Origin of the sequence: Azospirillum sp. (genome assembly GCF_035628975.1) — a bacterium.
Lineage (GTDB): Bacteria > Pseudomonadota > Alphaproteobacteria > Azospirillales > Azospirillaceae > Azospirillum.
Genome location: NZ_DASPIS010000015.1, coordinates 1 through 24992 on the forward strand (window position 1 = coordinate 1; position 24992 = coordinate 24992).

Annotated in this window: 23 protein-coding genes; 7 read left to right on the forward strand and 16 right to left on the reverse strand. The window is 66.9% G+C overall.

From position 1 onward, the window contains the following. Positions 1-79: 79 nt before the first annotated feature. The 8 genes from lipA to VD964_RS03145 all read right to left on the reverse strand — a co-directional run bounded on the left by lipA (position 80) and on the right by VD964_RS03145 (position 8059). Positions 80-1012: a lipoyl synthase gene (lipA, locus tag VD964_RS03110; RefSeq protein WP_324865461.1), complete on the reverse strand. Its 933-nt coding sequence runs from the start codon at positions 1010-1012 to the stop codon at positions 80-82. Beyond that, on the reverse strand, positions 1012-2142 hold the full coding sequence (locus tag VD964_RS03115; protein ID WP_324865463.1) for a 2,3-butanediol dehydrogenase: 1131 nt from the start codon (positions 2140-2142) through the stop codon (positions 1012-1014). The genes lipA and VD964_RS03115 overlap by 1 nt, the downstream gene beginning before the upstream one ends. A gap of 48 nt (positions 2143-2190) precedes the next feature. Then, positions 2191-2976, reverse strand: a complete 786-nt coding sequence (locus VD964_RS03120; RefSeq protein ID WP_324865465.1) for a glucose 1-dehydrogenase — start codon at positions 2974-2976, stop codon at positions 2191-2193. A gap of 81 nt (positions 2977-3057) precedes the next feature. Continuing rightward, positions 3058-4194 (reverse strand): acetoin dehydrogenase dihydrolipoyllysine-residue acetyltransferase subunit, encoded by a 1137-nt coding sequence (locus VD964_RS03125; protein ID WP_324865467.1) that lies wholly within the window; start codon positions 4192-4194, stop codon positions 3058-3060. A gap of 159 nt (positions 4195-4353) precedes the next feature. Continuing rightward, positions 4354-5385: an alpha-ketoacid dehydrogenase subunit beta gene (locus VD964_RS03130; protein ID WP_324865469.1), complete on the reverse strand. Its 1032-nt coding sequence runs from the start codon at positions 5383-5385 to the stop codon at positions 4354-4356. Between the two features lie 61 nt (positions 5386-5446). After that, on the reverse strand, positions 5447-6430 hold the full coding sequence (locus tag VD964_RS03135; protein WP_324865471.1) for a thiamine pyrophosphate-dependent dehydrogenase E1 component subunit alpha: 984 nt from the start codon (positions 6428-6430) through the stop codon (positions 5447-5449). Positions 6431-6475: 45 nt separating this feature from the next. Continuing rightward, entirely contained in the window at positions 6476-7543 is a 1068-nt protein-coding gene (locus VD964_RS03140; protein WP_324865473.1) for an ATP-NAD kinase family protein, read from the reverse strand. 192 nt (positions 7544-7735) lie between these two features. Then, positions 7736-8059, reverse strand: a complete 324-nt coding sequence (locus tag VD964_RS03145; protein ID WP_324865475.1) for a hypothetical protein — start codon at positions 8057-8059, stop codon at positions 7736-7738. Positions 8060-8264: 205 nt separating this feature from the next. On the opposite strand from VD964_RS03145, the gene VD964_RS03150 reads away from it, so the two are divergent. Continuing rightward, positions 8265-9668, forward strand: a complete 1404-nt coding sequence (locus tag VD964_RS03150; protein ID WP_324865477.1) for an FAD-linked oxidase C-terminal domain-containing protein — start codon at positions 8265-8267, stop codon at positions 9666-9668. Between the two features lie 39 nt (positions 9669-9707). Here the strand turns inward: VD964_RS03150 and VD964_RS03155 are convergent, their stop codons facing one another. Together VD964_RS03155 and VD964_RS03160 are read right to left on the reverse strand one after the other, a co-directional pair. Further along, the gene (locus VD964_RS03155) at positions 9708-10340 is read right to left on the reverse strand and encodes an EcsC family protein (RefSeq protein ID WP_324865479.1); all 633 of its coding nucleotides are present in this window, start codon (positions 10338-10340) and stop codon (positions 9708-9710) included. Positions 10341-10481: 141 nt separating this feature from the next. Further along, positions 10482-10961, reverse strand: coding sequence for a YaiI/YqxD family protein (locus tag VD964_RS03160; protein WP_324865481.1), 480 nt, complete (start codon positions 10959-10961; stop codon positions 10482-10484). A gap of 162 nt (positions 10962-11123) precedes the next feature. On the opposite strand from VD964_RS03160, the gene ettA reads away from it, so the two are divergent. Beyond that, on the forward strand, positions 11124-12800 hold the full coding sequence (gene ettA, locus VD964_RS03165; protein WP_324865483.1) for an energy-dependent translational throttle protein EttA: 1677 nt from the start codon (positions 11124-11126) through the stop codon (positions 12798-12800). Between the two features lie 80 nt (positions 12801-12880). Here the strand turns inward: ettA and VD964_RS03170 are convergent, their stop codons facing one another. The 6 genes from VD964_RS03170 to VD964_RS03195 all read right to left on the reverse strand — a co-directional run bounded on the left by VD964_RS03170 (position 12881) and on the right by VD964_RS03195 (position 18072). Then, positions 12881-14038 carry a YsnF/AvaK domain-containing protein gene (locus VD964_RS03170; protein WP_324865485.1) on the reverse strand — a complete coding sequence of 386 codons (1158 nt, stop codon included), beginning with the start codon at positions 14036-14038 and terminating at the stop codon, positions 12881-12883. 5 nt (positions 14039-14043) lie between these two features. Further along, positions 14044-14484: a YsnF/AvaK domain-containing protein gene (locus tag VD964_RS03175; protein ID WP_324865487.1), complete on the reverse strand. Its 441-nt coding sequence runs from the start codon at positions 14482-14484 to the stop codon at positions 14044-14046. 18 nt (positions 14485-14502) lie between these two features. Next, complete coding sequence (locus VD964_RS03180; protein ID WP_174757320.1) at positions 14503-14640, reverse strand: hypothetical protein; 138 nt, start codon at positions 14638-14640, stop codon at positions 14503-14505. 157 nt (positions 14641-14797) lie between these two features. Then, positions 14798-16294, reverse strand: a complete 1497-nt coding sequence (locus tag VD964_RS03185; RefSeq protein WP_324865491.1) for a pentapeptide repeat-containing protein — start codon at positions 16292-16294, stop codon at positions 14798-14800. Between the two features lie 197 nt (positions 16295-16491). Continuing rightward, positions 16492-17076: an ABC transporter substrate-binding protein gene (locus VD964_RS03190; RefSeq protein ID WP_324865493.1), complete on the reverse strand. Its 585-nt coding sequence runs from the start codon at positions 17074-17076 to the stop codon at positions 16492-16494. A 210-nt stretch (positions 17077-17286) separates the two neighbouring features. Continuing rightward, on the reverse strand, positions 17287-18072 hold the full coding sequence (locus VD964_RS03195) for a VacJ family lipoprotein (RefSeq protein ID WP_324865495.1): 786 nt from the start codon (positions 18070-18072) through the stop codon (positions 17287-17289). Positions 18073-18527: 455 nt separating this feature from the next. On the opposite strand from VD964_RS03195, the gene VD964_RS03200 reads away from it, so the two are divergent. The 5 genes from VD964_RS03200 (at position 18528) to metH (ending at position 24986) form a co-directional block, all read left to right on the forward strand. Continuing rightward, entirely contained in the window at positions 18528-19514 is a 987-nt protein-coding gene (locus VD964_RS03200) for a metalloregulator ArsR/SmtB family transcription factor (RefSeq protein ID WP_324865497.1), read from the forward strand. After that, positions 19511-20416, forward strand: coding sequence for a methylenetetrahydrofolate reductase [NAD(P)H] (gene metF / locus VD964_RS03205; protein ID WP_324865499.1), 906 nt, complete (start codon positions 19511-19513; stop codon positions 20414-20416). Before VD964_RS03200 ends, metF begins: the two co-directional genes overlap by 4 nt. Positions 20417-20491: 75 nt before the next feature. Next, a complete protein-coding gene (locus VD964_RS03210) occupies positions 20492-20965 on the forward strand; it encodes a DUF29 domain-containing protein (RefSeq protein ID WP_324865501.1) in 474 nt (157 codons plus the stop codon). A gap of 4 nt (positions 20966-20969) precedes the next feature. Then, the gene (locus VD964_RS03215) at positions 20970-21443 is read left to right on the forward strand and encodes a DUF29 domain-containing protein (RefSeq protein ID WP_324865502.1); all 474 of its coding nucleotides are present in this window, start codon (positions 20970-20972) and stop codon (positions 21441-21443) included. Positions 21444-21494: 51 nt separating this feature from the next. Further along, on the forward strand, positions 21495-24986 hold the full coding sequence (gene metH / locus VD964_RS03220; RefSeq protein WP_324865504.1) for a methionine synthase: 3492 nt from the start codon (positions 21495-21497) through the stop codon (positions 24984-24986). Positions 24987-24992 lie beyond the last annotated feature (6 nt).

The window sequence follows — 24992 nt, forward strand, 5'->3', positions numbered from 1 at the left end:
ACGGTGAGCCGGTTGATGGAGATGCAGAGCGAGGACTACCTCCAGCGCCAGCATCTCACCTGACCGCCCAAGGCCCCGCTCACACCATCTCCGCAGCCTTCTCCCGCGCCCGCCGCCGCAACTCCTCAAAGTCCCGCCCGGCGTGGTGGGAGGAGCGGGTCAGCGGGGTCGCCGATACCATCAGGAAGCCCTTTGCCCTCGCCATCGTGCCGTAGCGCTCGAATTCCTCCGGCGTGACATGGCGGGCGACCGGGTGGTGGTTGGGGGTGGGGCGGAGATACTGGCCGACGGTGAGGAAATCGACGCCCGCCGCCCGCAGGTCGTCCATCACCTGCAACACCTCCGCCGGCTCCTCCCCAAGCCCGACCATGATGCCGGACTTGGTGAAAATGGACGGGTCGCGCTCCTTCACCCGCTCCAGCAGCCGCAGCGAGCCGTAATAGCGCGCCCCCGGCCGCACATCGGCATAGAGCCGCGGTACGGTTTCCAGATTGTGGTTGTAGACGTCGGGCCGGGCATCGGCCACCGTCTCCACCGCCCCCGGTTTGTTGCGGAAATCGGGGGTCAGAACCTCCACCGTCGTGCTGGGGGAGGTGTCGCGCAGGCGGCGGATGCAGCGGGCGAAATGCGCGGCGCCGCCGTCCGGCAGATCGTCGCGGTCGACCGAGGTGATGACGACATGGGCAAGGCCCAACTCGCCCACCGCCTCGGCCAGCCGGTCGGGCTCGTGGGGATCGAGCGCGTCCGGCCGGCCGGTGGCGACGTTGCAGAAGGCGCAGGCCCGCGTGCACACGCTGCCCAGGATCATAACCGTCGCATGCCGCTTGCTCCAGCACTCGCCGATGTTGGGGCAGGCGGCCTCCTCGCAGACCGTGTTCAGGCCGTGGCGGCGAACCAGGGACTGCGTGTCCTCGAACGCCGCACCGCCAGGCGCGCGGGCGCGGAGCCAAGCCGGCTTCTCGGCCCGGTGCTCCGGGCGGGCGGGTTTCATGTGCATCGCGGGCAGGGCCATCAGTGGACGAGCTCCGGCTGTTCGGCCGCAGCAAGCGACGCCTGGGGCTGCACAATGATCTTCACGTTGCGGTCCTTGTGGGCGACCAGTTCCTCGAAGCCGCCGCTGACGATGTCGTTCAGGGTGATGCGGCCGGTGATCAGCGGCTGCACGTCGATGCGGCCATCGGCGATGAAGCGGATGACGTCGGCGAACTCGCCATTGTAGGCCAGCGAGCCGATGATCTGCTTTTCGGTGGCGACGATCTCGAAGAAATTGAAGGAGCTGGGTTCCTCGAAGATGCCGACCAGCACCGCCTTGCCGGCCTTGCGGATCACGTCGATGGCGAGCTTCGCCGTGTCGCGGTGGCCGATGCATTCGAACGACACGTCGGCGCCATAACCGCCGGTCAGCGCCTTGACCTCCGCCACCGCATCGCACTCCTTGGGATCGAGCACGACGGTCGCGCCGACCTCCAGCGCCTTGGCCTTGCGGGCGGCGGACATCTCAAGGACGATGATCCGCCCGGCCCCCGCCGCCTTCGCGCACATGATGGTGCAGAGCCCGATGGTGCCGGCGCCGACCACCACCACGGTCTCGCCGACGATGCTGCCGGCCTTCTTCACCGCATGCATGCCGACCGCCAGCGGCTCGATCAGGGCGCCGGCCTCGGTCGGGAAGCCGTCGGGCAGCTTGTAGAGCAGTTCGGCCGGGACATTGACCAGGCTGGCGAAGGCGCCGTTGTTCATCAGGCCGGTGAAGGCCAGCTTCTCGCAGATGTTGTACATGCCGTGCTTGCAGTAATAGCACTCACCGCAATGCTGGCAGGCGTCGGCCGCCACCCGGTCGCCGACAGCGAAGCCGGTGACGCCCTCGCCCAGCGTCGCGATCTCCCCGCTGAACTCGTGGCCCAGGATGCACTGTCCCTTCAGGCCGGTCAGCGGGTGCGGGGTGTCGACGGGGATGAAGACCGGACCGGCGACATATTCATGCAGGTCGGACCCGCAGATGCCGCACCAATGCACCTTGATCTGCACCCATCCCGCGGGCGGGGCACCCGGCAGCGGCACGTCTTCGACGCGGATGTCCTTGCGGCCATGCCAGACGGCGGCCTTCATGGTGGCCGCCAAATCTTCTGTTATCGCATTCATGGGATGTGTCCTCCGGTTTTTATATTTGTGGACGAGCGGTCGGGACGGTCAGGCGAACACCATCCCGCCATCGACCAGCAGGGACTGGCCGGTCATGAAGTCGCTGTCGGACGAGGCGAGGAAACGGGCGACGCCGACCAGATCCTCCGCCCGCGACGGCCGGCCCAGCACGGCGCCGGCGGCGAACATGTCGAAGGCCTCGTTCTCGGATTTCGTGATGCCGGTGTCGCGGAAGCCCTGGTCGATGATCTTCCACATCTCGGTCGCCACCACGCCGGGGCAGATGGCGTTGGCGGTGATGCCGTCCTTGCCGAAGCCGCGGGCGGCGGCCTGGGTCAGGGCCACGACGGCGAACTTGCTGGCGGAGTAATGGGCCAGCGGCTCGTAGCCCTGCTTGCCGGCGATGGAGGCGGTGTTGACGATCTTGCCGCCGCCGCCCTGCTTCTTGAACGTCTTGATCGCTTCCTGCATACCGATCAGCACGCCCAGGGCGTTGACGTCATTCACCGTGTGCCAGTCGTCCTCGGTGATGTCGAGGAAGGGCTTGGTCTGGGCGATGCCGGCATTGTTGAAGATCACGTCGAGCCGGCCATGGGCCTTCACCGTCTCGTCGATCATGCGGCGGACGGCGCTGCGGTCGCGGACATCGACGGTGACGGCGATGGCGCTGCCGCCGGCGGCGCGGATGGCCTCGGCCACCTGCTGGGCGTCGGCCTCGGTGCGGTCGGCGATGGTCAGCTTGGCGCCGTCGGCGGCCAGCGCCTTGGCGATCGTGGCGCCGATGCCGCGGCCGGCGCCGGTGACGATGATGCTCTTGTCCTTGAGGTCAGGCATGAGCGGTCTCCTGCCGGCGCGCTGGCGGATAGCCTGCGCGCCGGTTGCGAGGGGTTTGGAAATGAAGAGCGGGGAGGTGCCTCAGCTCGCCTTGGCGATGTGGTCCTTCAGCAGCGCATTCACTTTGCCGGCGGCCTCCATCTGCACCATGTGGCCGGCGCCGGGGATCACGGCGACCTGTGCCGTGTTGGCCAGCGCCTGGGCGTGGTCGGCCGGGATGACGCGGTCCTCTTCGCCCCATACGACGAGGGTGGGCGTCCGGGCATCGGCGATCCCGGCGGCGAGCACGCTGGCCTGCCGGCCGTCGGCGAACAGCGACGCCGACAGGGCGCGCAACGCTTCATCCACGCCGTCCAGCCGCTTGTACTTCAAGAGGTCGTCAACCATCTGGCGGCTGACGAGGCCGCGGTCGGCGAACAGCGTTTCCAGGACCGGTTTCAGGTCGCGGCGGGATGTCGCACCGACGAAACCCTGGATGTAGCCGCCGTCGATCTGCTCGCCCAGGCCCGCCGACGCGATCAGCGACAGCGACGCCACCCGGCTCGGCGCGTCCAGCGCGGTGCGCATCGACACCGCACCGCCCATCGAATGGCCGACGAAATGGGCGCGCTCCACCCCGACCGTGTCGAGGAAGCCCAGCACCGCCTGAGACAGGCCGGACAGGCTGGCGTCGGCGATCTGCTTGGTCGATTGCCCATGGCCGGGCAGGTCGAGCGCGTAGACGGTGGCGGTCTCCGCCAGCGCATCGATGGTGAACAACCAGTTGTCGAGATCGCCGCCGAAGCCGTGTACGAGCAAGACGGTGGGACCGCTCTCGCCACGCCCCTCCCCACGCTTGGCGTAGCGGATGGTGCCGGCCGGCGTTTCGGCGGTGTGGTACTGCGGGCCGGCTTCGGCCTCGCCACCGTCTTCGCTGGCGGGGACGGCATAGGCGCTGATGAAGGCGTCGATGTCGTCGTCGGGCACGTCGGGTTCGGCCAGCACGGCGATCAGCGCCTTGACCGGATAGACGGTGCCGGGTTCGCCCAGCACCCGGCGCAGGACGCCGGTCTCTCCGGCCTCGACCACGTTGGTGATCTTGTCGGTCTCGACCTCCAGCAGCTCATCGCCGATGGAGATGGTGGACCCCGGCCGCTTCAGCCAGCCGGTGACCTTGCCTTCCGACATGGACAGGCCCCATTTCGGCATGACGATGGGCTTGATGCGCTCGTTCAGCATGTTGTTCAGGCTCCTGGGGGAATTTCTTGTTTTGCTAAAGATGCCCCCTCCCTAACCCTCCCCCGCTTACGCGGGAGAGGGAACTCCGCCGCTCCGGCGCTCACTCCCTCTCCCGCGAAGCGGGGGAGGGTCGGGGAGGGGGCAAAATGCCGGCGCCTATCACGCCGCGATGCTGCGCGCTCCCTTGGGCGACAACGTACGCCGCACCGCGCCAGCGATGCTGTCGGCGCTGGGGACGTACAAATCCTCCAGCGACGGCGCGAAGGGCACCGGCGTGTGCGGCGCGGTCACCATCTGCACGCCGGCCTTCAGCGCACCGAAAGCGTTCTGGCCGACGAAAGCCGCGATGTCGGTGGCGAGGTTGCAGCGCGGATGCGCCTCGTCCACCACCACCAGCCGGCCGGTGCGCTCGACGCTCTCGACGATGGTGTCCCAGTCGATCGGCGACAGGGTGCGAAGGTCGATCACCTCCGCCTCGGTGCCGTCCTTGGCGAGCGCCGCCGCCGCCTCCATCGCGCGGTGGACGGTCAGGCCGTAGCTGACGATGGTCACGTCGTCGCCGTCGCGCAGCACGTTGGCCTCGCCGAAGGGGATGGCGTAGCTCTCGGCCGGAACCTCGCATTCCAGGCCGTAGAGGTTCTTGTGCTCGCAGAAGATGACCGGGTCGTTGTCGCGGATCGACTGGATCAGCAGGCCCTTGGCGTCATAGGCGTTGCTGGGGCAGACCACCTTCAGCCCCGGAATGTGGGTGAACAGGGGGGTGAGCATCTGCGAATGCTGGGCCGCGGCGCGGAAGCCGGCGCCGACCATGCCGCGGATCACCACCGGCGTCTCGGCCTTGCCGCCGAACATGTAGCGGAACTTGGCGGCCTGGTTGAAGATCTGGTCGAAGCAGACGCCCATGAAGTCCAGGAACATCAGCTCCGCCACCGGCCGCAGCCCGCAAGCGGCGGCACCGACGGCCGCACCGATATAGGCGGATTCCGACAGCGGCGTGTCCATCAGCCGGTCGCCATGCTTGGCGTACAGACCCTTGGTGACGCCCAGCACGCCGCCCCAGGCGTCGTCCTCGCCCTGGGCGCCGGTGCCGCCGACGATGTCCTCGCCCATGACAATGACGGTGGGGTCGCGGCGCATCTCCAGGTCCAGGGCCTCGTTGATCGCCTGCTTCATGCTGATCTTGCGGGACATGTGTTTCCTCCGCGCGTTTGGCGTTTCTTGAAGGGGGCTTAGTAGGCGACGTAGACGTGGCTCAGTAGGCGACGTAAACGTCGCGCAGCAGGTCTTCCGGCGCGGGCAGCGGGGCGGCCTTGGCGGCGCGCGTGGCGTCCTCGATCAGCGCGTTCACCTCGCGGTCGACCGCTTGCAACTCGTCGCGGCCGATCACCCCGGCCTCGATCACCCGTTCCGACAGTATGGTCAGGCAGTCGCGGGACGCGCGGATCGCCTCCAACTCGCCCTTGGCGCGGTAGGTCTGGGCATCGCCTTCGAAATGGCCGTAGAAGCGGACCATGTTGCATTCCAGCAGGGCCGGGCCGCCGCCGTCGCGGGCGCGGCGGATGATCTCGCCGGCCGCCTCGTACACCGCGAAGAAGTCGGTGCCGTCCACCGTGACGCCCGGCATGCCGAAGCCGGTGGCGCGGTCGACATAGCTGTCGCAGGACACCGCCCATTCCATCGCCGTGGATTCGGCATAGCCGTTGTTCTCCACCACGAAGACCACCGGCAGGTTCCACACCGCGGCGAGGTTCAGGCTTTCCAGGAAGGTGCCCTGGTTCGACGCCCCGTCGCCGACGAAGGTGATGCCGACGCCGCGGTCGCCGCGCACCTTGGCCGCCAGCGCCGCGCCGCAGATCAGCGGCGCCCCGGCGCCGAGGATGCCGTTGGCGCCCATCATGCCCTTGGACAGGTCGGCGATGTGCATCGACCCGCCCTTGCCCCGGCAGGCGCCTGTGCTGCGGCCGTAGATCTCCGCCATCATCGCGTGGACGTCGACGCCCTTGGCGATGCAGTGGCCATGGCCGCGGTGGGTGGAGGCGATGCGGTCGTTGTCGTTCAGGTGCATCATGATGCCGGTGGCGCAGGCCTCCTCGCCGGCATAGAGGTGGACGAAGCCGGGGATGTCGCCCTTGGCGAAATCGACGTGCAGCCGCTCCTCGAACTCGCGGATCGTTCGCATGGTGCGGTAGGCCTTCAGCAGCTCGTCCTTGCCGAGGGGGAAGGGATTCTGGGCCATGAGGTGTTTTCTCCCTGATTGATGTTTGGCGGGTTGATTTGAGGTTTAGAAAGCGGCGGTGACGGGCACCGGGGTGCCGGTCAGCAGCCGGTTCTGGCCGGCGTGCCGCATCACCGCGGCGACGTTGACCGTGCGGAAGGCGTCGTCCCTGAGCGTCAGGGACAGACGGTCGCGTTCGCTGAAGGACAGTTCTCGTTCGCCATCCAGCGCGATGGAGCCGGCGGCGACCTCCGGCACGAAGGCCACGTCGGCCGGCATGCGGCGCCAGTCGGTGATCCCGACCCGGGCCATCATCCCCGGCGCGATGGGGGCGTGGAGCGTGGTCGCCCCCTTGCGGCAGTCGCCATCAGGGGACAGCCGCACCATCAGGCCGCCGCTCTCGTCGCGGCCGACGGGTTCCAGCAGGCCGGCGATGGCCGACATGCCGATCACCTCCGGGTCGGCGAAGGTGACGTAGAGTTCGCGGAAATTCTCGGTCCGCCACAGGGCGCGGGCGCCGATGTAGCGTTCCGTCACCAGCGCCACGTCGACCAGGGCCATGTCGGTGACGGCGCCGCCGTTCGCCCCGCGGTCGAGGGAGACGTCGATGCGCTTGTTGGCGGAGAAGGCGATGTGCGGCGGCACCCGGCCGGTCACCGCCAGCCCGGTGGCGAGCCCGGTGATCGTCGGTTCGCGGTGTTCGGGGAAGGCGTTGTTGGTGCCGGTGGAGATGCCCGCGATGGGCACCGTCCCGCATTCCGCCGCCACCGCCCGATGGGTGCCGTCGCCGCCCAGCACCACCAGGGCCGAGACGCCGGCTCGCTGCATCTCCGCCGTGGCGCGGTGGGTGTCGGCGACGGTGCCGGTGACCGGCATGGCGATGGGGTGGAGGGCAGGGTAGATGTCCTCGCCGCGCGCCTTTGCCCGCATCATGCCGCGTTCGACATGGGCGCGGATGCCGCCATTCTCCGGCATCATCAGAACGTCGCGGACGCCGCAGGCATGCAGCGCCGCCAGCACCCGCAGCAGGATGTTCGCCCGGTCGGCGATCTGCAGGCTGGTGGCGTTGGCGACGACCCGGCGGATATCGCGGGCAGAAACCGGATTGGCGACGATGCCGACGACCGGAGCCAAGATTGCGCCTCCCCCTCGTTGCGGCGCGCCGTTGATCGACGCGCGCTTCAAAGGGGTAAGAGCAACCGCCGTGCCAGATGGTCAGTTCAGCGGATTTTCTTGTTTTTCAACGGTTGACGGTGATGCGACGGGGTGGGGCGTTGCAACAGGTGTTGCACGGACTGTTGCGCGGCCGGTGCAACAGGTGTGGCGTCACTCGGCGGCTGGCGGTACCGCGGCGATGCGGGTGGGGATCATGGCATTGATGGTCTGGCGCTGTTCGTCCAGCCGGGCGCTGACGACCTTCAGTTCGGTGCGCAATTCGATATGCTTCTCGCGCACCTCTTCGCGGAAGGACTGCATCTCGCCCCGAAACTCTGTCATTTCGGTCTGGAAGCTGGACACTTCCGCTTTGAAGCCGTGAAGGTCACGCTCCAAACGGTCCAGCCGTTCGGTGTTGGCATCCAACTTGACGCTGAAGTGCCGGCCCATGTCGGCAATCGCGTTCAACACATCGGCGAGCGTCGGTTCGGCCATCTGCCACTCTCCATTCGATTGAGTGATGATGGATCCCACTCGCGCATGAGTCAATGGCCGCCCACCCTTGTATGTGCCCTTCGCAACCCGGCATTCCACCCCTGCGCATCGCCCGTCTTGCCAAGCGTTCGCCTGCCGCTTTAGCCTCGCTTGGTCATACCAATGAACCATCCCAATGAATCTTGGAGCGGGGAGGACAACACCCATGACCGTCATCGCCACCACCCAGCCGCGCGCGGCCCTGACCGAGGAGGCTCGGGCCGAGCTGACGGCTCTGCTGGGCGACCGGTTCACCACCTCCCTGCCGGTGCGCGAGCATCACGGCAAGGACGAGTCCTATCACACCCCCTTCCCGCCGGACGGCGTCGCCTTCGCCAACTCGACGGAGGAAGTCAGCGCGATCGTCAGGATCTGCGCGAAGCACAAGCTGCCGATCATCCCCTTCGGCACCGGCACCTCGCTGGAGGGCGGCATCGCCGCGCTGGCCGGCGGCATCACCATCGACCTGTCGGGCATGCAGCAGATCCTGCGCGTCAGCCCGGAGGATCTGGACGTCACCGTGCAGGCCGGCGTGACCCGCAAGCAGTTGAACGAGCATCTGCGCGACACCGGCCTGTTCTTCCCCATCGATCCCGGCGCCAACGCCTCTCTCGGCGGCATGTCGGCGACCAGGGCCAGCGGCACCAACGCCGTGCGCTACGGCACGATGCGCGAGAATGTCCTGGGCCTGACCGTGGTGCTGGCCGACGGCCGCGTCATCAAGACCGGCGGGCGGGCGCGCAAGTCGGCCGCCGGCTATGACCTGACCCGGCTGTTCGTCGGCTCCGAAGGCACGCTCGGCATCATCACCGAGGTGACGCTGAAGCTCTACGGCATTCCGGAAGCCATCTCGTCCGCCGTCTGCGCCTTTCCGACCATCAAGGGCGCGGTCGACACGGTGATCCAGACCATCCAGATCGGCGTGCCGGTCGCCCGCATCGAACTGCTGGACGAGGTGCAGATCGACGCCGTCAACAAATACTCCAAGCTCGACTACGCGGTCGCCCCGACCCTGTTCTTCGAGTTCCACGGCACCGAGGCCGGCGTGAAGGAGCAGGCGGAGATGGTGGCCGCCATCGCCGCCGAGCATGGCGGCTTGGAATTCGCCTGGGCCACCCGGCCGGAGGACCGGTCGAAGCTGTGGCAGGCCCGGCACGACGCCTATTACGCCGCGCTCGCCCTGCGTCCGGGGTCGAAGGGCTGGCCGACCGACGTCTGCGTGCCGATCTCGCGCCTTGCCGACTGCATCCTGGAGACCAAGATGGATTTGGCGGAGTCCAACATGCTGGCCCCGATGGTCGGCCATGTCGGCGACGGCAACTTCCACCTCGTCTACGTCCTCGATCCGGAGAACCCGGCGGAGTTGGCGGAGGCCCAGCGCCTTGCCGACAAGATGGTGACCCGCGCGCTGGAGATGGGCGGCACCTGCACCGGCGAGCACGGCATCGGTTATGGCAAGATGGCGTTCCTGGAACAGGAGACCGGCGAAGCGTTCAACGTCATGGGCGACCTGAAGCGGGCTTTCGATCCGGACAATCTGCTGAATCCGGGCAAGGTTGTGCGGGTGTAAGAAAACGAGGGGGCCTCGGAGAGCGAGGCCCCCTCAATGTTACGCAATCTGCTGAGCAATGAACAGGTCGCGAGCGACATTGCCGATCGTGTTTGTGGCAACGCCGTCAACAGTACCGCCTACAATTCCGCCAACAAGCGGTATAGCTTTTCCCAAATTTATTACGCCCGTGGACCCAAACTTGGTAAGAAGGCGAAAGCCAACTGCTTTGTTGATAGAGATGATAACTTCTTTTGATATATTTTGTATCATCTTCTGTGTTACTTTGGTTCCTACTTTAACGCCGATTTCTTTCAAAACCGGAAGGGCGGCATTCCCGCATAGCGCGGTGTAAACGAGAGTTTTGACGCGGTCGTCCTTGATATCGTGTCCGCCCAGATGGGCAATAGCTGCGATCATTCTTACTTGAACATAGAGAACTGACGTAATATTGGCTGGGATTGCTACCGGAAGAGTCATGAGTCCACCAAGGCCGGTCACAAAACCGGATGTCGCGCATTTGGCTATCTGCCAGCGGATCAGTGCATTGGCTTGATCGTGTAGAGTTCCATCTTGCTTAGCGTACTCGGCAGCCAATTCAACAGCGCTATCAAGCCCGGGAACACCATTGACAGCTTTGTCATATGCCCAATCCAGGGCTTGATGGATCGCTGACTCAGTTAACGCTGCCATCCTCTGTTCCTTTGCATGCTGCCTCAGGGTTGCTAGAACAGATTGATCCGATATTATTAACGAGTGGTTTCCCTGGTTGTATCCGGAAAAGGAGAAAATGCCTGATTTATTCAGGTTCGGCAGTGACGGCAGGTCTTCCCCTCACCGGAACTTCGGCCGCCGCCCCGCCTTCAGCGCCTGCACCGCCTGATCCAGTGTTTGCAGGAACTGCGACTTGTCGCGCTGGCTCATCGGGGCATTGCCGCCGCCGACCACGCCCATGTCGCGCAAATCCTGCATCAGTGCGCGGGTCGCCAGTGCCGAGCCGACGCTGTCCGGCGTGAAGGGCCGTCCGGTCGGGCCGATCACCACGGCGTCGCGCTTCACGCAGCGGTCGGCCAACTGGATGTCCGCCGTCACCACGATGTCAGTCGAACCGGCATGCTCGGCGATCCAGTTGTCGGCGGCATCGAAGCCGTCGCTGACCACCACCAGCTCCGTCATGCATTCCGTCGGCAGGCGCAAGGGCGCGTTGGCGACCAGCCACACCTTGCAACCGGTGCGGCCGGCGACCTTGTAGACCTCGGCCTTGACCGGGCAGGCGTCGGCATCGACGTAGATTTCGACTTTGGAACTGACCAATCCTCTTCCTCCTGTTGCCCCCCGATCCTGGCGGGTCGGCTCAACAAGGTTTCATGAAAGCTCCTTATGCGCTAAAACCAGACCCTAGCGACAGGGTGCCGTAGAACCGCAGGGATGGGGCGGCGCCAATTCTCACATCTTTTCGGAAGGTCGGAGCGGCGCATGGCGTCCTACCAGTATGTCTATGTCATGAAGGGCCTGACCAAGGTCTATCCTGGCGGCAAGAAGGTTCTCGACAACGTCTGGCTCTCGTTCCTGCCGGGTGTGAAGATCGGCGTGCTCGGCGTCAACGGCTCCGGCAAGTCGACCCTGATGAAGATCATGGCCGGCCTGGACAAGGACTATTCCGGCGAGGCCTGGTCCGCCGAGGGCGCGCGCGTCGGCTACCTGCCGCAGGAACCGCAGCTCGACCCGACCAAGAATGTCCATGAGAACGTCATGGAGGCGCTGAAGGAAACGAAGGCGCTGCTCGACCGCTTCAATGAAGTGTCGAACCTGATGGCCGACCCGGACGCCGATTTCGACGCGCTGCTGGCCGAACAGGGCGAGTTGCAGGAGAAGATCGACGCGGCCGACGCCTGGGACATCGACCGCACGGTCGAGATCGCCATGGACGCCCTGCGCTGCCCGCCGGGCGACGCCGACGTGACCAAGCTGTCCGGCGGTGAGAAGCGCCGCATCGCGCTGTGCAAGCTGCTGCTCGAGAAGCCCGACCTGCTGCTGCTCGACGAGCCGACCAACCATCTCGACGCCGAATCGGTCGCCTGGTTGCAGAAGCACTTGGAGGACTACAAGGGCACCGTCGTCCTGGTCACCCACGACCGCTACTTCCTCGACAGCGTCACCGGCTGGATCCTCGAACTCGACCGTGGGTCGGGCATTCCGTGGGAAGGCAACTACTCGTCCTGGCTGGAGCAGAAGCAGAAGCGTCTGGAACAGGAAGGCCGCCAGGAAGAGTCGCGCCAGAAGCAGCTGGCCACCGAACTGGAGTGGATCCGGCAGTCGCCGCGCGCCCGTCAGGCTAAGAGCAAGGCGCGCATCACCGCCTACGAGACTTTGCTGGCCGAAAGCGGCAAGGAGCAGTCCGGCGAGACGCGGATCGTCATCCCGGTGCCGCCGCGCCTCGGCAACGTCGTCATCGAGGCGGAGAACATCGCCAAGGGCTTCGGCGACCGCCTGCTGATCGACGGCCTGACCTTCCGCCTGCCGCCGGGCGGCATCGTCGGCGTCATCGGCCCGAACGGCGCCGGCAAGACCACCCTGTTCCGCATGATCACCGGGCAGGATGGGCCGGACGCCGGCACCTTCCGCGTCGGCGACACGGTGAAGCTCGGCTATGTCGACCAGAGCCGCGACAGCTTGGACGCCAAGAAGACGGTGTGGGAAGAAATCTCCGACGGGCTGGATCTGGTGGAGTTGGGCAAGAAGACCATGCCCAGCCGCGCCTATGTCTCCAGCTTCAACTTCCGCGGCCCCGACCAGCAGAAGAAGGTCGGCCAGCTGTCGGGCGGTGAGCGCAACCGCGTCCACCTCGCCAAGATGCTGAAGTCCGGCGCCAACGTCCTGCTGCTCGACGAACCGACCAACGACCTGGACGTTGACACCCTGCGTGCCCTGGAAGACGCGCTGCAGAGCTTCGCCGGCTGCGCCGTGGTCATCAGCCACGATCGTTGGTTCCTCGACCGCATCGCCACCCACATCCTGGCCTTCGAGGGCGAAAGCCACGTCGAATGGTTCGAAGGCAACTTCCAGGATTACGAGGCCGACAAGAAGCGCCGCCTGGGCGCCGACGCCGACCAGCCGCACCGCATCAAGTACAAGCCGCTGGTTCGCAGCTGATCCTGTAGGCTGAACGGGAAAGGCCGCCCCCTCCGGCTGGAAGGGGCGGCCTTTTTCATGACCGCGAACGGTCGAACCGGTCAGCGCGTGACGTCGTCCGAACGGTCGGTGCGGCGGTCGCGGAGGCTTTCGTCCCGAGTGTCCTCGATCTCAACCTCGGTGCGGCGGACGGTGTCGCGGACGCTCTGGGCGCGTTCCTCGACATCCTTGCGGACCACCACCGTTTCGCGGACATGGGCGGTCTTGCTGACCACCGCTTCCTCGTCGGTCTCCGTCACCTCGATGGTGCGCTCGCGGAAGGCGTCGGCCGGCACATCGGTGCTGCCTTCGACCAAGCCGCCGGGGCGGCGTTCGACGGTGACGGTCTCGTCGCGCAGGCGCACCTGTTCCTCGACGGGCGTCTCGACGACATAGCTGCGGATGCGGACGCCGCCGCGTTCGACGGTGCGCTTGCCGATGTTGACCTGCTCCTCGACGATCGGGATCTGCTCTTCCCGTTCAGAAGTGCCGGTGCGGGTGGTGCGGGTGCTGTCGGTGTTGACATCGCGCATGGCGGCGGCGGCACCGGTCAGGCCGGCACCGCTGGTGCTGGTGCCCATCCCCGTGCCCGTGGTGTCGATGGCGGTGCGGCCGGGCGAATAGCGCAGGCGCTCCTCCTCGGCCGAGCTGTCGTCGTAATAGTCGGCGCTCTCGTCGAAGCCGGTCCAGCCGGAGTTGCGATAGGCGGCGCTGCGTTCCTCGACATCCACCACGTTGCCGCGCTCCAGCACCTCCATGGCGCGGTCGACGTCTTCCTCGTCCAGGCGGAGCTTCAGCAGCGAGCCGCCGCGGCGCACGCCCTCGGCATAGACCTGCGCATCATGGTTGGGGATGCCCCAGCCCGACAGGCGGGTCAGGATGCCGCTGCCGGTGGTGCCGGTGCTGCTGCCGGTGGTCGAACCCATTCCGGTGCCGGTTCCCAAACCGGTGCCCATGCCGCTGCCGGGGACGGTGTTGGGCGACGCGACATAGCCGGTGGACAGGTCGGTGCGGGCCATGCCGCCGGCGGCGCCTACCGATGAGTCGCCGGTGGTGGTGCCGAGTCCGGTGGTGTCGCTGCCGCTCCATCCGCCGCTGGCCAGATCGGCATGGGACAGGATCTCGACGGCGCTGGTTTCGAAGCCCGCGGCCTGCAGGTCGCGGGAAGCGGTTTCGGCCTCGGATCGGTGGTCGTAGAGGGCGACGATGGTCTTGGTCATCGGCTTTACTCCTCGGGCGAATTCGGATTGGGGGAATGGACGGGGGAGGACGGTGCTGTCACACGCTCCACCACCGCCTCTTCGGAACGCAGGGTGACGGGCTGCTCGACCTCGACGGTCCGCCGGCTCTTGCGGATGTGCAGCTCTTCGCGAAGCATCAGGCGGCGTTCCACCACCAGCACTTCCTCGACCAGCGGAATCACCGTCACGTCCCCCTCCTGGCGGATGCCGGGATGGGCGTCGATCTCGCGGTCGATCGGGACGCGGGTGACGGTGGCCTCTTCATGCTCCAGCGATTCGCGGACCATTGCCTCGCGTTCGGACACGCGCGTGGTCACGCGGACGCGGCTTCGTTCCACCCGCTGCTTGCCGACGGTCACCGACTCGTCGTGCAGGGGAATGATCGCGTCGCCCTCTTCGCGAGGGAATTCGTTGTCGGCCGTCATGGCGGCGGGTGTCGCGGGTCAGCGGAACAGGAGATAGAGGACGATCGCGACCACGATCAGGCCGATGATGATCCACATCCAGTTCATCCCGGAGCTTCCGGCTCCGGTCACGGAGTCATACACACCAACTTTCCTGGGCTTCTGTTCGTCTGCCATGGGAGCCTCCGTTCGGGGATGGACCGGCGGGTTGTGCCCCCATCCGGCGTGCTCCATTCAAACAGGGCCTCTTGTGGATCGTTCCCCCTGATCGTTCCGAGGAATCAACGATCCTTTCAAATCGAACGATCAAGGGCAGATGCATCGAACCTTCAGCTCAGCCGGCCATCCGCTGATGTTCCAGGAAGGCGGTCTTCAGCAGCGCCTTCAGGTCGTCGCCATACTGGTGGAAGCGGACGGACAGCTGGCCGCGTTCCTCGTCGCGATGCAGCACCACGAGGTTGGCGACGGCCGCCACCTCCTGCCGGTCGGCCAGCACCACGCGGGCCTGGAAGGTCTGGCCGCGCCGATAGGGCTGGTACACCGCCAGCAGGCACAGGCCTCCGACCGACCAGTTTCGGGCGGGGAAGCTGCCATGTTCGGTGTGGACGACCATGCCCGGACGCACGAAGCGCTTCTGGCGCCGCCGCTCTTCCGGCGGCGGCGGCGGGAAGGGGCTGGAGGCGCTGGGCACGTCGATGCCGGACCCGTCCGTCAGCGCATTCTGGAAATTCGCCCCGCGGACCACCGCCGGCCCCATGGTGGACTGGCGCAGGTCGGCGTCGGAGAAGTCGGCGCCCTCGAAATTGGCTGGCCAGTCGCGGCCGCCGGCCAGCGGCACCGGCCGGGCATCCACCCCGTTCATCAGCGTGTGCGCCAGATAGGCGCGGCGCAGGGTGGCCCCGCGCAGCACGGCGTCGCGCAGGTCGGCCTCATCCAGGTCGATGTAGGACAGCTCCGCCATTTCCAGGCTGGCCTTGGTCAGGCGGGCGCCGGGCAGGCGGCAGCGGCGCAGCCGGGCGGCCGCCAGCGTGCGGCCATGCAAATCAGCCCCCGCCACCGACACGAGGTCGACGTCGAGCCGCGCGCCCTCCGCGCCGCCGCTGTCGACCCAGCGTTCGTGCCGCTCCACCAGTTCCAGGAACTCGGCCACCGGCATCGCCGTGTAGCTGGGCTGGACGATGGCGTCGGGCGGCAGGGCGAAGGGGATGAAGGTGCGGGTCAGGGTGGCATGATCCATCACCGTGTTGCCGAACACGGCCCCGTCCAGGTTGGCCCCGCAGAAATCGGTGCCCATCAGCACGGCCGAGGTCAGTTCCGCCCCTGTCAGGTCGGCGTCGTTCAGGTCGGCACCGGTCAGGTCGCAGCCGCTGAAGTTGGCGCCGGCCAGGATCGAGCGTTCCATCTTGGCTTCGGTCAGCCGGGTGGTGCCGGTGCCGCGGGTCGTCTGGCTGCCGTCCGGGCCGCCGCTGTCGACCAGTTCACCGGCCCGGAAATCGGCGCCGCGCAGGTTGGCGTCGGTCAGCAGCGCGCGGTGCAGGTTGGCCCCGCGCAGGTCGGCACCGGTCAGGATGGCGCCCGACAGGTTCACCGCCTCCATGTCGGCGCCGAACAGGTCGGCCTGCGACAGGTCGGCCTTCACCATGCGGGTGCTGCTGAGATTGGCCCCGGCCAGCTTGGCCCCGGCCAGCGACACGCGCTCCAGATTCAGCCGCGAGAGGTCGCGGAAGCTGAGGTCGGCGCGACGGCCGCTGGACGGCCGCTTCAGCCACGCCTGATGCGCCTGGATGATCGTCCGGAGTTCGTCGATCTCTTTGGGATCGCGTTCGGCCATGGCGTGGGTTCCCGGATCCACCGTATGACGAAAGACAGGAGCGTCGGCGCAACGATAGCCCGTTCGGGCAGTCGCGTCACGGATTCTGAGCGGCGGGCCAGCGTCGCCGGGGGCGGAAGCAGCGGCCGGGCATGGAAAAGGCCGCCTCCCCTGGGGAAGGCGGCCTCGACCGGTTGTCTGCTTCGCCGCTGGGCGGATCAGCCCGCGCGGCCGACCTTCTGGCGCAGGGCCTGGATCAGGCCGTCGATGCGGCCGCCGTTCTGCTCGACGACGGAGGCGAATTCCTGCCGCTGGGTCACGCCCATGCTGACATTCTCCACCACCACGTCGATGATCTTGAAGTCGGCACCCGCCTTGCGGACGCGCCAGCTGACATTCACCGGCGGACCGTTGGGGCGGACGATCTGGGTCGTCACCATGGTATCCGCCTCGCCGGCCGGGGAGGTGCCGACGATCTTGAAGGTTTCGCCGGAATATTCGACGAACCGTTCGGCGTAGGTGTTGACGATCAGCTGTTCGAACAGCTTCTGGTACTCGGCCCGCTGAGCCTCGTTGGCGCTGTTCCAGTAGCGGCCCAGCACCCAGCGGCCGATGTACGGCACGTCGAAGCCGGCGTACAGCAGCGTGCGGAAGCGCTGGATCGCCTGATCGCGCGACAGGCTCTTGTCCGAGAAGGTTGCGATGGCGTCGTTCCCCAGCTTCTGGATGAACGCGCTGGCTCCCTGGTCCGCGCCTTGCGCGGCGGCGGGGGAGATGAGGGTGTGCCCGGCCCAACCGCTCACCGCGAGCAGGGCAGCGCACGCGACAAAATTACGGCGTGTCAGCATGGTAGGGCGAAAGGTGGCGGTTGCCGCGGCATTGTCAACGGTCATGTGGCCTTTGGGGGTCCTGTGACCTCGGGGATCCGAAATCCATAGGCGTCCGGCGGTCCCGCCGGCGCGCTTCCCGTTCGGGGAAAGGTGCCGGCAGGCGGAGAAGCCATGCGGTCGGGATCAGGGCTTCGGCGGGGTGGAGTAGTCCGGGAACTCCGGCGCGGCCGACGCCTTGTTGTTGGAGATCGCCGCACGGCGCTGCTGCTGGTACAGGCTGCGCGCGGTGGCGTAGAAGTCCAGCGAGTTGCGGCGCAGGTCGTCGACCTCCTTCAGGATCTCGGACCGGCGGTCGACGGCGCTGACGACGGAACGGGTCACCAGCATGCCCTTGTGGTCGGTGCCGTAGGCCCAGATGCGGACCGGATCGCCGACGGTGTCGACGGCATAGCCGGCGGTGTCGCGCAGGTTCGACGGACCCAGCAGCGGCAGCACGATGTACGGGCCGTCACCCACGCCCCACACCGCCAGAGTCTGGCCGAAATCCTCCGGCGCGTTCGGGATGCCGGCCTGGGTGGCGACGTCGGCGAGGCCGCCCACGCCCAGGATGGTGTTGGTCAGGAAGCGCCCGGTGGCGTGCGACGCCCCGTCCACATTGCCCTGCAGCAGGTTGTTGGCGATGTAGAGCGGCGACATCAGGTTGTCGATGAAGTTGTGGATCGCGTCGCGCACCGGATCGGGCACGACGCCGACGTAAACCTCAGCCGCCGGACGGATCACCAGGATGTCCGCCGCCTCGTTGGCGGCAAAGACGAAGCGGTTGGGGATCTCCAGCGGATCGTTGACCTGATAGGCGGCGTCCGTCGCGCCCGAGTCGCCCGGGTTGGTCGCGCAGGCCGTTGCCGTCAGGGCGAATGCCACGACGGTGGCCGTACGGAGGAGGGAGCGGGAAAGGCTGGCCAGCTTCATGTGCGACGGCTCTTTATCAGTGGGCTCGACTCGGTGCGGGTCGCCGCATGTCCTGTCCACAACCGAAGACTCCGATGGCGGATGTCCTCAACCCTGGCAAGGTGGCTACGCGGTCGGGGGGAAGATTGGGCGAGATATCGCAGAATTTCCACCGTTTCATCACCTAACACAGGCTTTGCGGTTTGACCAGCATGGGCACTCTTAGCCTGCGCGGCAGCGCGGCGATCGTGACGGCTTGGCCGCAGTGGTGCCGGAGAGCTTGCGCGCCACCGCATTCGATCTCGGACCGGGCGGTCGGGCAGGGGCCGGGCCACCGCCGTGACCAATGCGAAGGCGACCGTCCGCGAAAAGCGGTTTACGACGCATAAAGATATCTTTATATCTGTATCCGGGTCGTCGGGGCATGGTGCGCCGGCCGGCCGCACCCCTCCCTGGCCCGAATCGGACGTAAGGCGATGGACGATCTGCTGGCGACGCTGAAGGCGGCGGCCGAGACCACGCGGTTGAGGCTGCTGGCGCTCTGCGCGCACGGCGAGCTGACGGTGACCGAACTGACCCATATCCTGGGACAGAGCCAGCCGCGCGTCTCGCGCCATCTGAAGCTTCTGTGCGACGCCGGGCTGCTCGACCGCTTCCGCGAGGGCACCTTCGCCTTCTACCGCCTTGCCGAGAAGGGGCAATCGGCCGAGTTGGCGCGCGTGCTGGTCGACGCCATCCCCGACGACGATCCGACGCTCACGCTCGATCTGGAGCGGCTGGAGGCGATCAAGCGCTCCCGGTCGGAGATCGCCGCCGCCTATTTCCGTGAGAATGCCGCGCGCTGGCACGAAATCCGCTCCCTTCACGTTGCGGAAGGCGAGGTCGAGGCCGCTCTGCTGCGCCTGTTCCCGAAAGAGGGGGTGGAGGAGCTGCTGGATATCGGCACCGGCACCGGACGGATGCTGGAGGTGCTCGCCCGGCGCGTCCACCGTGCGATCGGGGTAGACCAGTCGCGCGAGATGCTGACCGTCGCCCGCAACCGGCTGGAGGAGGCGGGGCTTCGCCACTGCCATGTCCGGCAGGCGGACATGTACCAGCTGCCCTTTCCCTCCGGTTCCTTCGACGCCGCGGTGATCCATCAGGTGCTGCACTACACCGAATCGCCGGCCGGCGTTCTGGCCGAGGCGGCCCGGGTCCTGCGCCCCGGCGGGCTGCTGCTGGTCGTCGATTTCGCCCCCCATCATCTGGAAGCCCTGCGCGAGGAGCATGCGCACCGCCGCCTGGGCTTCGCGGACGCCGAGGTCGCCGGCTGGTGCCGCCAGTCCGGCCTGGATTGCGGCCCGGTGGTGCATCTGCCCGGCGATCCGCTCACCGTCTCCATCTGGCCGGCCACCCGCCTTGCCGCCGGAACTCAACTTTCTTCCCCGAAGCCCGCCCACTCGCTCAGCGGAGTCCCGTCATGACCGCGCCCACCTCTGCGCTGCCCTCCATCAGCTTCGAGTTCTTTCCGCCCAAGTCGGAGAAGATGGAGCAGAGCCTGTGGCAGTCGATCCGGCGGCTGGCTCCGCTGTCGCCCGGCTTCGTGTCGGTGACCTACGGCGCCGGCGGCTCGACCCGCGAGCGCACCCACGCCACCGTCTGCCGCATCCAGGCGGAGACCGGCATCCCGGCCGCCGCCCACTTCACCTGCGTCGGCGCCACCCGCGACGAGATCGACGCCATCGCCCGAACCTATTGGGATGCCGGCATCCGCCATCTCGTGGCCCTGCGTGGCGACCCGCCGGAGACCGCGGGCGGCGTCGGCGGGCGGTACGAGCCGCATCCCGGCGGCTATGCCTATGCCGCCGATCTGGTAGCGGGCATGAAGCGCATCGCCGACTTCGAGATCTCGGTCGCCGCCTATCCCGAATCTCATCCCGAGGCGCCGAGCGCCCAATTCGACCTCGACAACCTGAAGCGTAAGGTCGATGCCGGCGCCACCCGCGCCATCACGCAGTTCTTCTTCGACAACGACGTCTATTTCCGCTTCCTCGACCGCTGTGCCGCGGCCGGAATCCATGTGCCGATCGTGCCCGGCATCCTGCCGATCACCAACTTCGCCCGCGCGGTGGAGTTCGCCGGCAAATGCGGCGCGTCGATGCCGGCGAAGCTGGCCGAGACCTTCGAGGGGCTGGACGACGACCCGGAGACCCGCCATCTCGTCGCCGCCACCGTGGCGGCCGAGCAGTGCCAGGAACTGCAGGCGCGTGGCGTGCACGACTTCCACTTCTACACCCTGAACCGGTCGGACCTGACCATCGCCATCTGCCGCATGCTGGGCGTGAAGGCGAAAGCCACCGCTGCCGCCGCGCCGGTGGCGGGGTAGGGCGCCGGACGCCGCCCTGTGCTATGCTGGGGCGGCGGAACTGAGCAGCGGAACGGGGCGCGGGAGGGCGATGCCATGGACAGCCGGATCGGATACGACACGGACTTCTACGCCTGGACCCAGGAACAGGCGCGGCTGCTGCGCGAAGCGGCGACCGAGCGCTCGAACTCGCCCATCGACTGGGAGCACATCGCCGAGGAACTCGACATCATGGGCGGGCAGGTCAAGGACGCAATCCGCAGTCATCTCGCCACGGTGATCGAACATCTCCTGAAACTCGAATATTCGCCCGATCCCTATCCGCGGCGGAAATGGCGGATCTCCGTGACCAAGGCCCGCCGTCATCTGGACGACAAGCTGGAGGAGCATCCGAGCCTGCAGCGCTGGCCTGCTGAAATCCTGGCGAAGGCGTGGCTGGACGGCCGCGACGATGCCTGCCAGGACGACAGCATCGCCATCGACGCGCTGCCGAAGGAGTGCCCCTATGCTCTGGAGGACCTGCGCGATCCGGATTGGTGGCCGGTGAACCGCCATGGGCTGGAGGGCTGACGTGATGGACAGCCGGATCGGATACGACACCGACTTCCTCGCCTGGACCGAGGAGCAGGCCCGCTTGCTCCGCGAGGCATCGCGCGAGCGCATCAACACGCCCATTGACTGGGAGAATGTCGCGGAGGAGATCGAGAGCATGGGCCGGTCGGAATTGCGTGCGGTCGAAAGCGCGCTGGTCCGTGTGATCGAACATCTGCTGAAGCTGGAATACTCCCCGGCCGCCGATCCGCGCGACGGATGGAAAGCGTCGGTGATCGAGCATCGCGGCCGGATCAGGCGCGACCTCAAGGCCAGCCCGAGCTTGCGTGGCAAGATCGACCTGCCGGACATCTTCGAAACCGCTCAACCGGTAGCGGCTCACGGATTGGCACGCGATGGCGAGGCCGCGGGGCCGTTGCCGACCGCCTGTCCCTATTCTCTTGACCAGCTTCTCGATTCCGGATGGTGGCCCGCCAGCCGCCACGGACTCACCTGACCCCGCCTTCTCTGCCCCGAACCCGCCAAATAACGGACAAGACGCATTCCCATGCCCCACATCCTCGACACCCTGCGTGACCGCGTTCTGCTTTGCGACGGCGGGTTCGGCAGCCGCATCCAGGCGCTCGACCTCGACGTCGAGAAGGATTACTGGGGGCACGAGAACTGCACCGACATCCTGCCCCTCTCGCGCCCGGACATCGTCCGCGACATCCACCGCGGCTATTTCGAAGCCGGCGCCGACATGGTGGAGACCGACACCTTCGGCGCCTCGCCGGTGACGCTGGGCGAGTTCGGCATCTCCGAGAAGGCCTTCGAGATCAACCAGCGCGCCGTCGAGCTGGCGCGCGAGGCGGCGGAAAGCTTCAAGGACGGGCTGCCGCGCTTCGTCATCGGCTCCATCGGGCCGGGCACCAAGCTGCCCAGCCTGGGCCACATCGCCTATCAGCCGGCGGAAGACAGCTTCTATGTCCAGGCCGCCGGCCTGATTGCCGGCGGGGCGGACGCCATCCTGGTGGAGACCTGCCAGGATCCCCTGCAGATCAAGGCCGCCGTCAACGGCATCAAGCGCGCCCGGCTTGAGGCCAAATCCGACACCCCCGTCTTCGTCCAGGTGACGGTGGAGACCACCGGCACGCTGCTGGTCGGCACCGACATCGCTGCCGCCGCCACCGTCATCCAGGCGCTGGACGTGCCGCTGATGGGCCTGAACTGCGCCACCGGCCCGCTTGAGATGAGCGAGCATGTGCGCTGGCTGTCGCAGAACTGGCCGGGCCTGATCTCGGTCCAGCCCAATGCCGGCCTGCCGGAACTGGTGGACGGCAAGACGCACTACCCGCTCCGTGCCGACGATTTCGCCCATTGGCTGGAGCGTTTCGTGTCGGAGGACGGGGTGAACCTCGTCGGCGGCTGCTGCGGCACCAACGTGCCCCACATTGCGGCGGCGAACCAGATGCTGCGCAAGCTGGCGCCCGCCGGTTCGCACCGTCCGGCGCCGAAGGGCCGCACCGTCCATTGGGTGCCGGCGGTTGCCTCGCTCTACTCCCAGGTCACACTGCGCCAGGAGAATGCCTTCTTCGCCATCGGCGAGCGCTGCAACGCCAACGGCTCCAAGAAGTGGCGCGAGCTGCAGGAGAAGAACGACTGGGACGGCTGCGTCGAGATGGCGCGCGAGCAGGTGAAGGAAGGCTCCCACGCGCTGGACGTCTGCACCGCCTTCGTCGGTCGTGACGAAGTGGCGGAGATGAACGCGGTGATGTCGCGCTTCGTCGGCTCGGTCACGGCGCCGCTGGTGGTCGATTCCACCGAGTACGGCGTGCTGGAGCAGGCGCTGGCGCTGTATGGCGGCAAGGCGATCCTGAACTCGATCAACTTCGAGGACGGCGAGGAGCCGGCGCGCAAGCGTCTGGCGCTGGCCAAGAAGTTCGGCGCCGCCGTAATCGCCCTGACCATCGACGAAGAGGGCATGGCGAAGACGCCCGACCGCAAGCTCGCCATCGCCAAGCGGCTCTACGATCTGGCGGTGAACGAGTACGGCCTCGCCCCGTCCGACCTGCTGTTCGACCCGCTCACCTTCACCATCGCCACCGGCAACGAGGACGACCGCAAGCTCGCCATCTGGACGCTGGAGGGCATCGAGGCGATTGCCCGCGAGATGCCCGGCTGCCAGATCATCCTGGGCCTGTCCAACGTCTCCTTCGGCCTGAACGCCGCGGCGCGCCATGTGCTGAACTCGGTCTTCCTCGACCATGCGGTGAAGAAGGGGATGACGGGCGCCATCGTCCATGTCTCCAAGATCCTGCCGCTGCACCAGATCCCGGAAAACGAGGTCAAGACCGCCGAGGATCTGATCTTCGACCGCCGTGCGGAAGGGTACGATCCGCTGCACGCCTTCATCGCCCTGTTCGAAGGCCGCAAGGCGGCGGACGCCAAGAAGAAGGCGCGGGCGGAGAATGTGGAGGACCGGCTGAAGGAGCGCATCGTCGACGGCGACCGCACCGGGCTGGAGGATGACCTCGCCGACGCGATGAAGACCCACCCGCCGCTGGAAATCATCAACACCTACCTGCTCGACGGCATGAAGGTGGTCGGCGAACTGTTCGGCGCCGGCAAGATGCAGCTTCCCTTCGTCCTGCAGTCGGCGGAGACGATGAAGGCCGCCGTCGCCTGGCTGGAACCGCACATGGAGAAAGTGGAGGGCCAGCAGAAGGGCACGCTGGTTCTCGCCACCGTGAAGGGTGACGTCCACGACATCGGCAAGAACCTCGTCGATATCATCCTGACCAACAACGGCTACAAGGTCGTCAACCTCGGCATCAAGCAGCCGGTCTCCGCCATCATTCAGGCCGCCAAGGAGCACAAGGCGACCGCCATCGGCATGTCCGGCCTGCTGGTGAAGTCCACCGTGGTGATGCGCGAGAACCTGGAGGAGATGACCCGCGAGGGGCTGGAGGTGCCGGTCCTGCTCGGCGGCGCCGCCCTGACCCGCGCCTATGTCGAGGGCGACTGCGTGGCGTCCTACGGCTCCGGCCGCGTGGCTTATGCCGGCGACGCCTTCGACGGCCTGACCCTGATGGACAAGGTGGTGGAGGGCAGCTTCGACCAGCAGCTTGCCATCCAGCAGGCCAAGCGCGCCGGCAAGGCGACCAACCGCCGCCGCGTGCTGGGGCAGGCCACCAGCGCCGCCACCGGCCCGGTGGACAAGGACGCCGTCCGCGCCCGCCGCCATCGTCTGGCCGAAGGCGTGCCGGTGCCGACCCCGCCCTTCTGGGGGCCGAAGCTGATCGACCATGTGCCGCTGAAGACGCTGGTCACATACCTGAACGAGCGCATGCTCTATCAGCTGCAATGGGGCTACCGGAAGGACGGCAAGTCCTTCGAGGAGTTCAAGGAGTGGTCGAAGAAAGAGCTGCGGCCGGTGCTCGACCGCATCCTCCAGATCGCGGCGAAGGAGGAAATCCTGCGCCCGACCGCCGTCTACGGCTATTGGAAGGCGGCGGCCGACGGCAACGACGTCATCCTGTTCGAGGAGGACGGCACCACCGAGGCCGCCCGCTTCACCATGCCCCGCCAGGGTAAGGAGGATGGCGAGTGCATCGCCGACTTCCTGCGCGACGTGACCGATCCCGAGCGTGACGTTCTGGGTCTTCAGGTCGTCACCATGGGCCAGCATTGCGCCGAGGTGGCGCGCGAGTGGTTCGCCGAGAACCGCTATCAAGACTATCTCTACCTGCACGGCCTGTCGGTGGAGATGACCGAGGCGATGGCGGAATATGTCCACGCCCGCATCCGTGCGGAGCTGGGCTACGGCGTCGAGGATAGCCGCGACAAGGAGAAGCTGCTGCAGCAGTCCTATCGCGGCAGCCGGTACAGCTTCGGCTATCCGGCCTGCCCGAACCTGAAGGACCAGGAACAGCTTCTGAAGCTGCTGGACGCCGGCCGCATCGGCATCGAGATGTCGGACGAGGACCAGCTGCATCCGGAGCAGAGCACGTCCGCCATCGTCCTGCACCACCCGCGGGCCAAGTACTTCTCGGTCTGAGGACCT

What these genes read in the sequence shown, in the direction of transcription:
- lipA (WP_324865461.1), bottom strand. Translation starts at nt 1,012, where the DNA reads ATGGCCCTGCCCGCGATGCACATGAAACCCGCCCGCCCGGAGCACCGG.
- VD964_RS03115 (WP_324865463.1), bottom strand. Translation starts at nt 2,142, where the DNA reads ATGAATGCGATAACAGAAGATTTGGCGGCCACCATGAAGGCCGCCGTC.
- VD964_RS03120 (WP_324865465.1), bottom strand. Translation starts at nt 2,976, where the DNA reads ATGCCTGACCTCAAGGACAAGAGCATCATCGTCACCGGCGCCGGCCGC.
- VD964_RS03125 (WP_324865467.1), bottom strand. Translation starts at nt 4,194, where the DNA reads ATGCTGAACGAGCGCATCAAGCCCATCGTCATGCCGAAATGGGGCCTG.
- VD964_RS03130 (WP_324865469.1), bottom strand. Translation starts at nt 5,385, where the DNA reads ATGTCCCGCAAGATCAGCATGAAGCAGGCGATCAACGAGGCCCTGGAC.
- VD964_RS03135 (WP_324865471.1), bottom strand. Translation starts at nt 6,430, where the DNA reads ATGGCCCAGAATCCCTTCCCCCTCGGCAAGGACGAGCTGCTGAAGGCC.
- VD964_RS03145 (WP_324865475.1), bottom strand. Translation starts at nt 8,059, where the DNA reads ATGGCCGAACCGACGCTCGCCGATGTGTTGAACGCGATTGCCGACATG.
- VD964_RS03150 (WP_324865477.1), top strand. Translation starts at nt 8,265, where the DNA reads ATGACCGTCATCGCCACCACCCAGCCGCGCGCGGCCCTGACCGAGGAG.
- VD964_RS03155 (WP_324865479.1), bottom strand. Translation starts at nt 10,340, where the DNA reads ATGGCAGCGTTAACTGAGTCAGCGATCCATCAAGCCCTGGATTGGGCA.
- ettA (WP_324865483.1), top strand. Translation starts at nt 11,124, where the DNA reads ATGGCGTCCTACCAGTATGTCTATGTCATGAAGGGCCTGACCAAGGTC.
- VD964_RS03170 (WP_324865485.1), bottom strand. Translation starts at nt 14,038, where the DNA reads ATGACCAAGACCATCGTCGCCCTCTACGACCACCGATCCGAGGCCGAA.
- VD964_RS03175 (WP_324865487.1), bottom strand. Translation starts at nt 14,484, where the DNA reads ATGACGGCCGACAACGAATTCCCTCGCGAAGAGGGCGACGCGATCATT.
- VD964_RS03180 (WP_174757320.1), bottom strand. Translation starts at nt 14,640, where the DNA reads ATGGCAGACGAACAGAAGCCCAGGAAAGTTGGTGTGTATGACTCCGTG.
- VD964_RS03185 (WP_324865491.1), bottom strand. Translation starts at nt 16,294, where the DNA reads ATGGCCGAACGCGATCCCAAAGAGATCGACGAACTCCGGACGATCATC.
- VD964_RS03195 (WP_324865495.1), bottom strand. Translation starts at nt 18,072, where the DNA reads ATGAAGCTGGCCAGCCTTTCCCGCTCCCTCCTCCGTACGGCCACCGTC.
- VD964_RS03200 (WP_324865497.1), top strand. Translation starts at nt 18,528, where the DNA reads ATGGACGATCTGCTGGCGACGCTGAAGGCGGCGGCCGAGACCACGCGG.
- metF (WP_324865499.1), top strand. Translation starts at nt 19,511, where the DNA reads ATGACCGCGCCCACCTCTGCGCTGCCCTCCATCAGCTTCGAGTTCTTT.
- VD964_RS03210 (WP_324865501.1), top strand. Translation starts at nt 20,492, where the DNA reads ATGGACAGCCGGATCGGATACGACACGGACTTCTACGCCTGGACCCAG.
- VD964_RS03215 (WP_324865502.1), top strand. Translation starts at nt 20,970, where the DNA reads ATGGACAGCCGGATCGGATACGACACCGACTTCCTCGCCTGGACCGAG.
- metH (WP_324865504.1), top strand. Translation starts at nt 21,495, where the DNA reads ATGCCCCACATCCTCGACACCCTGCGTGACCGCGTTCTGCTTTGCGAC.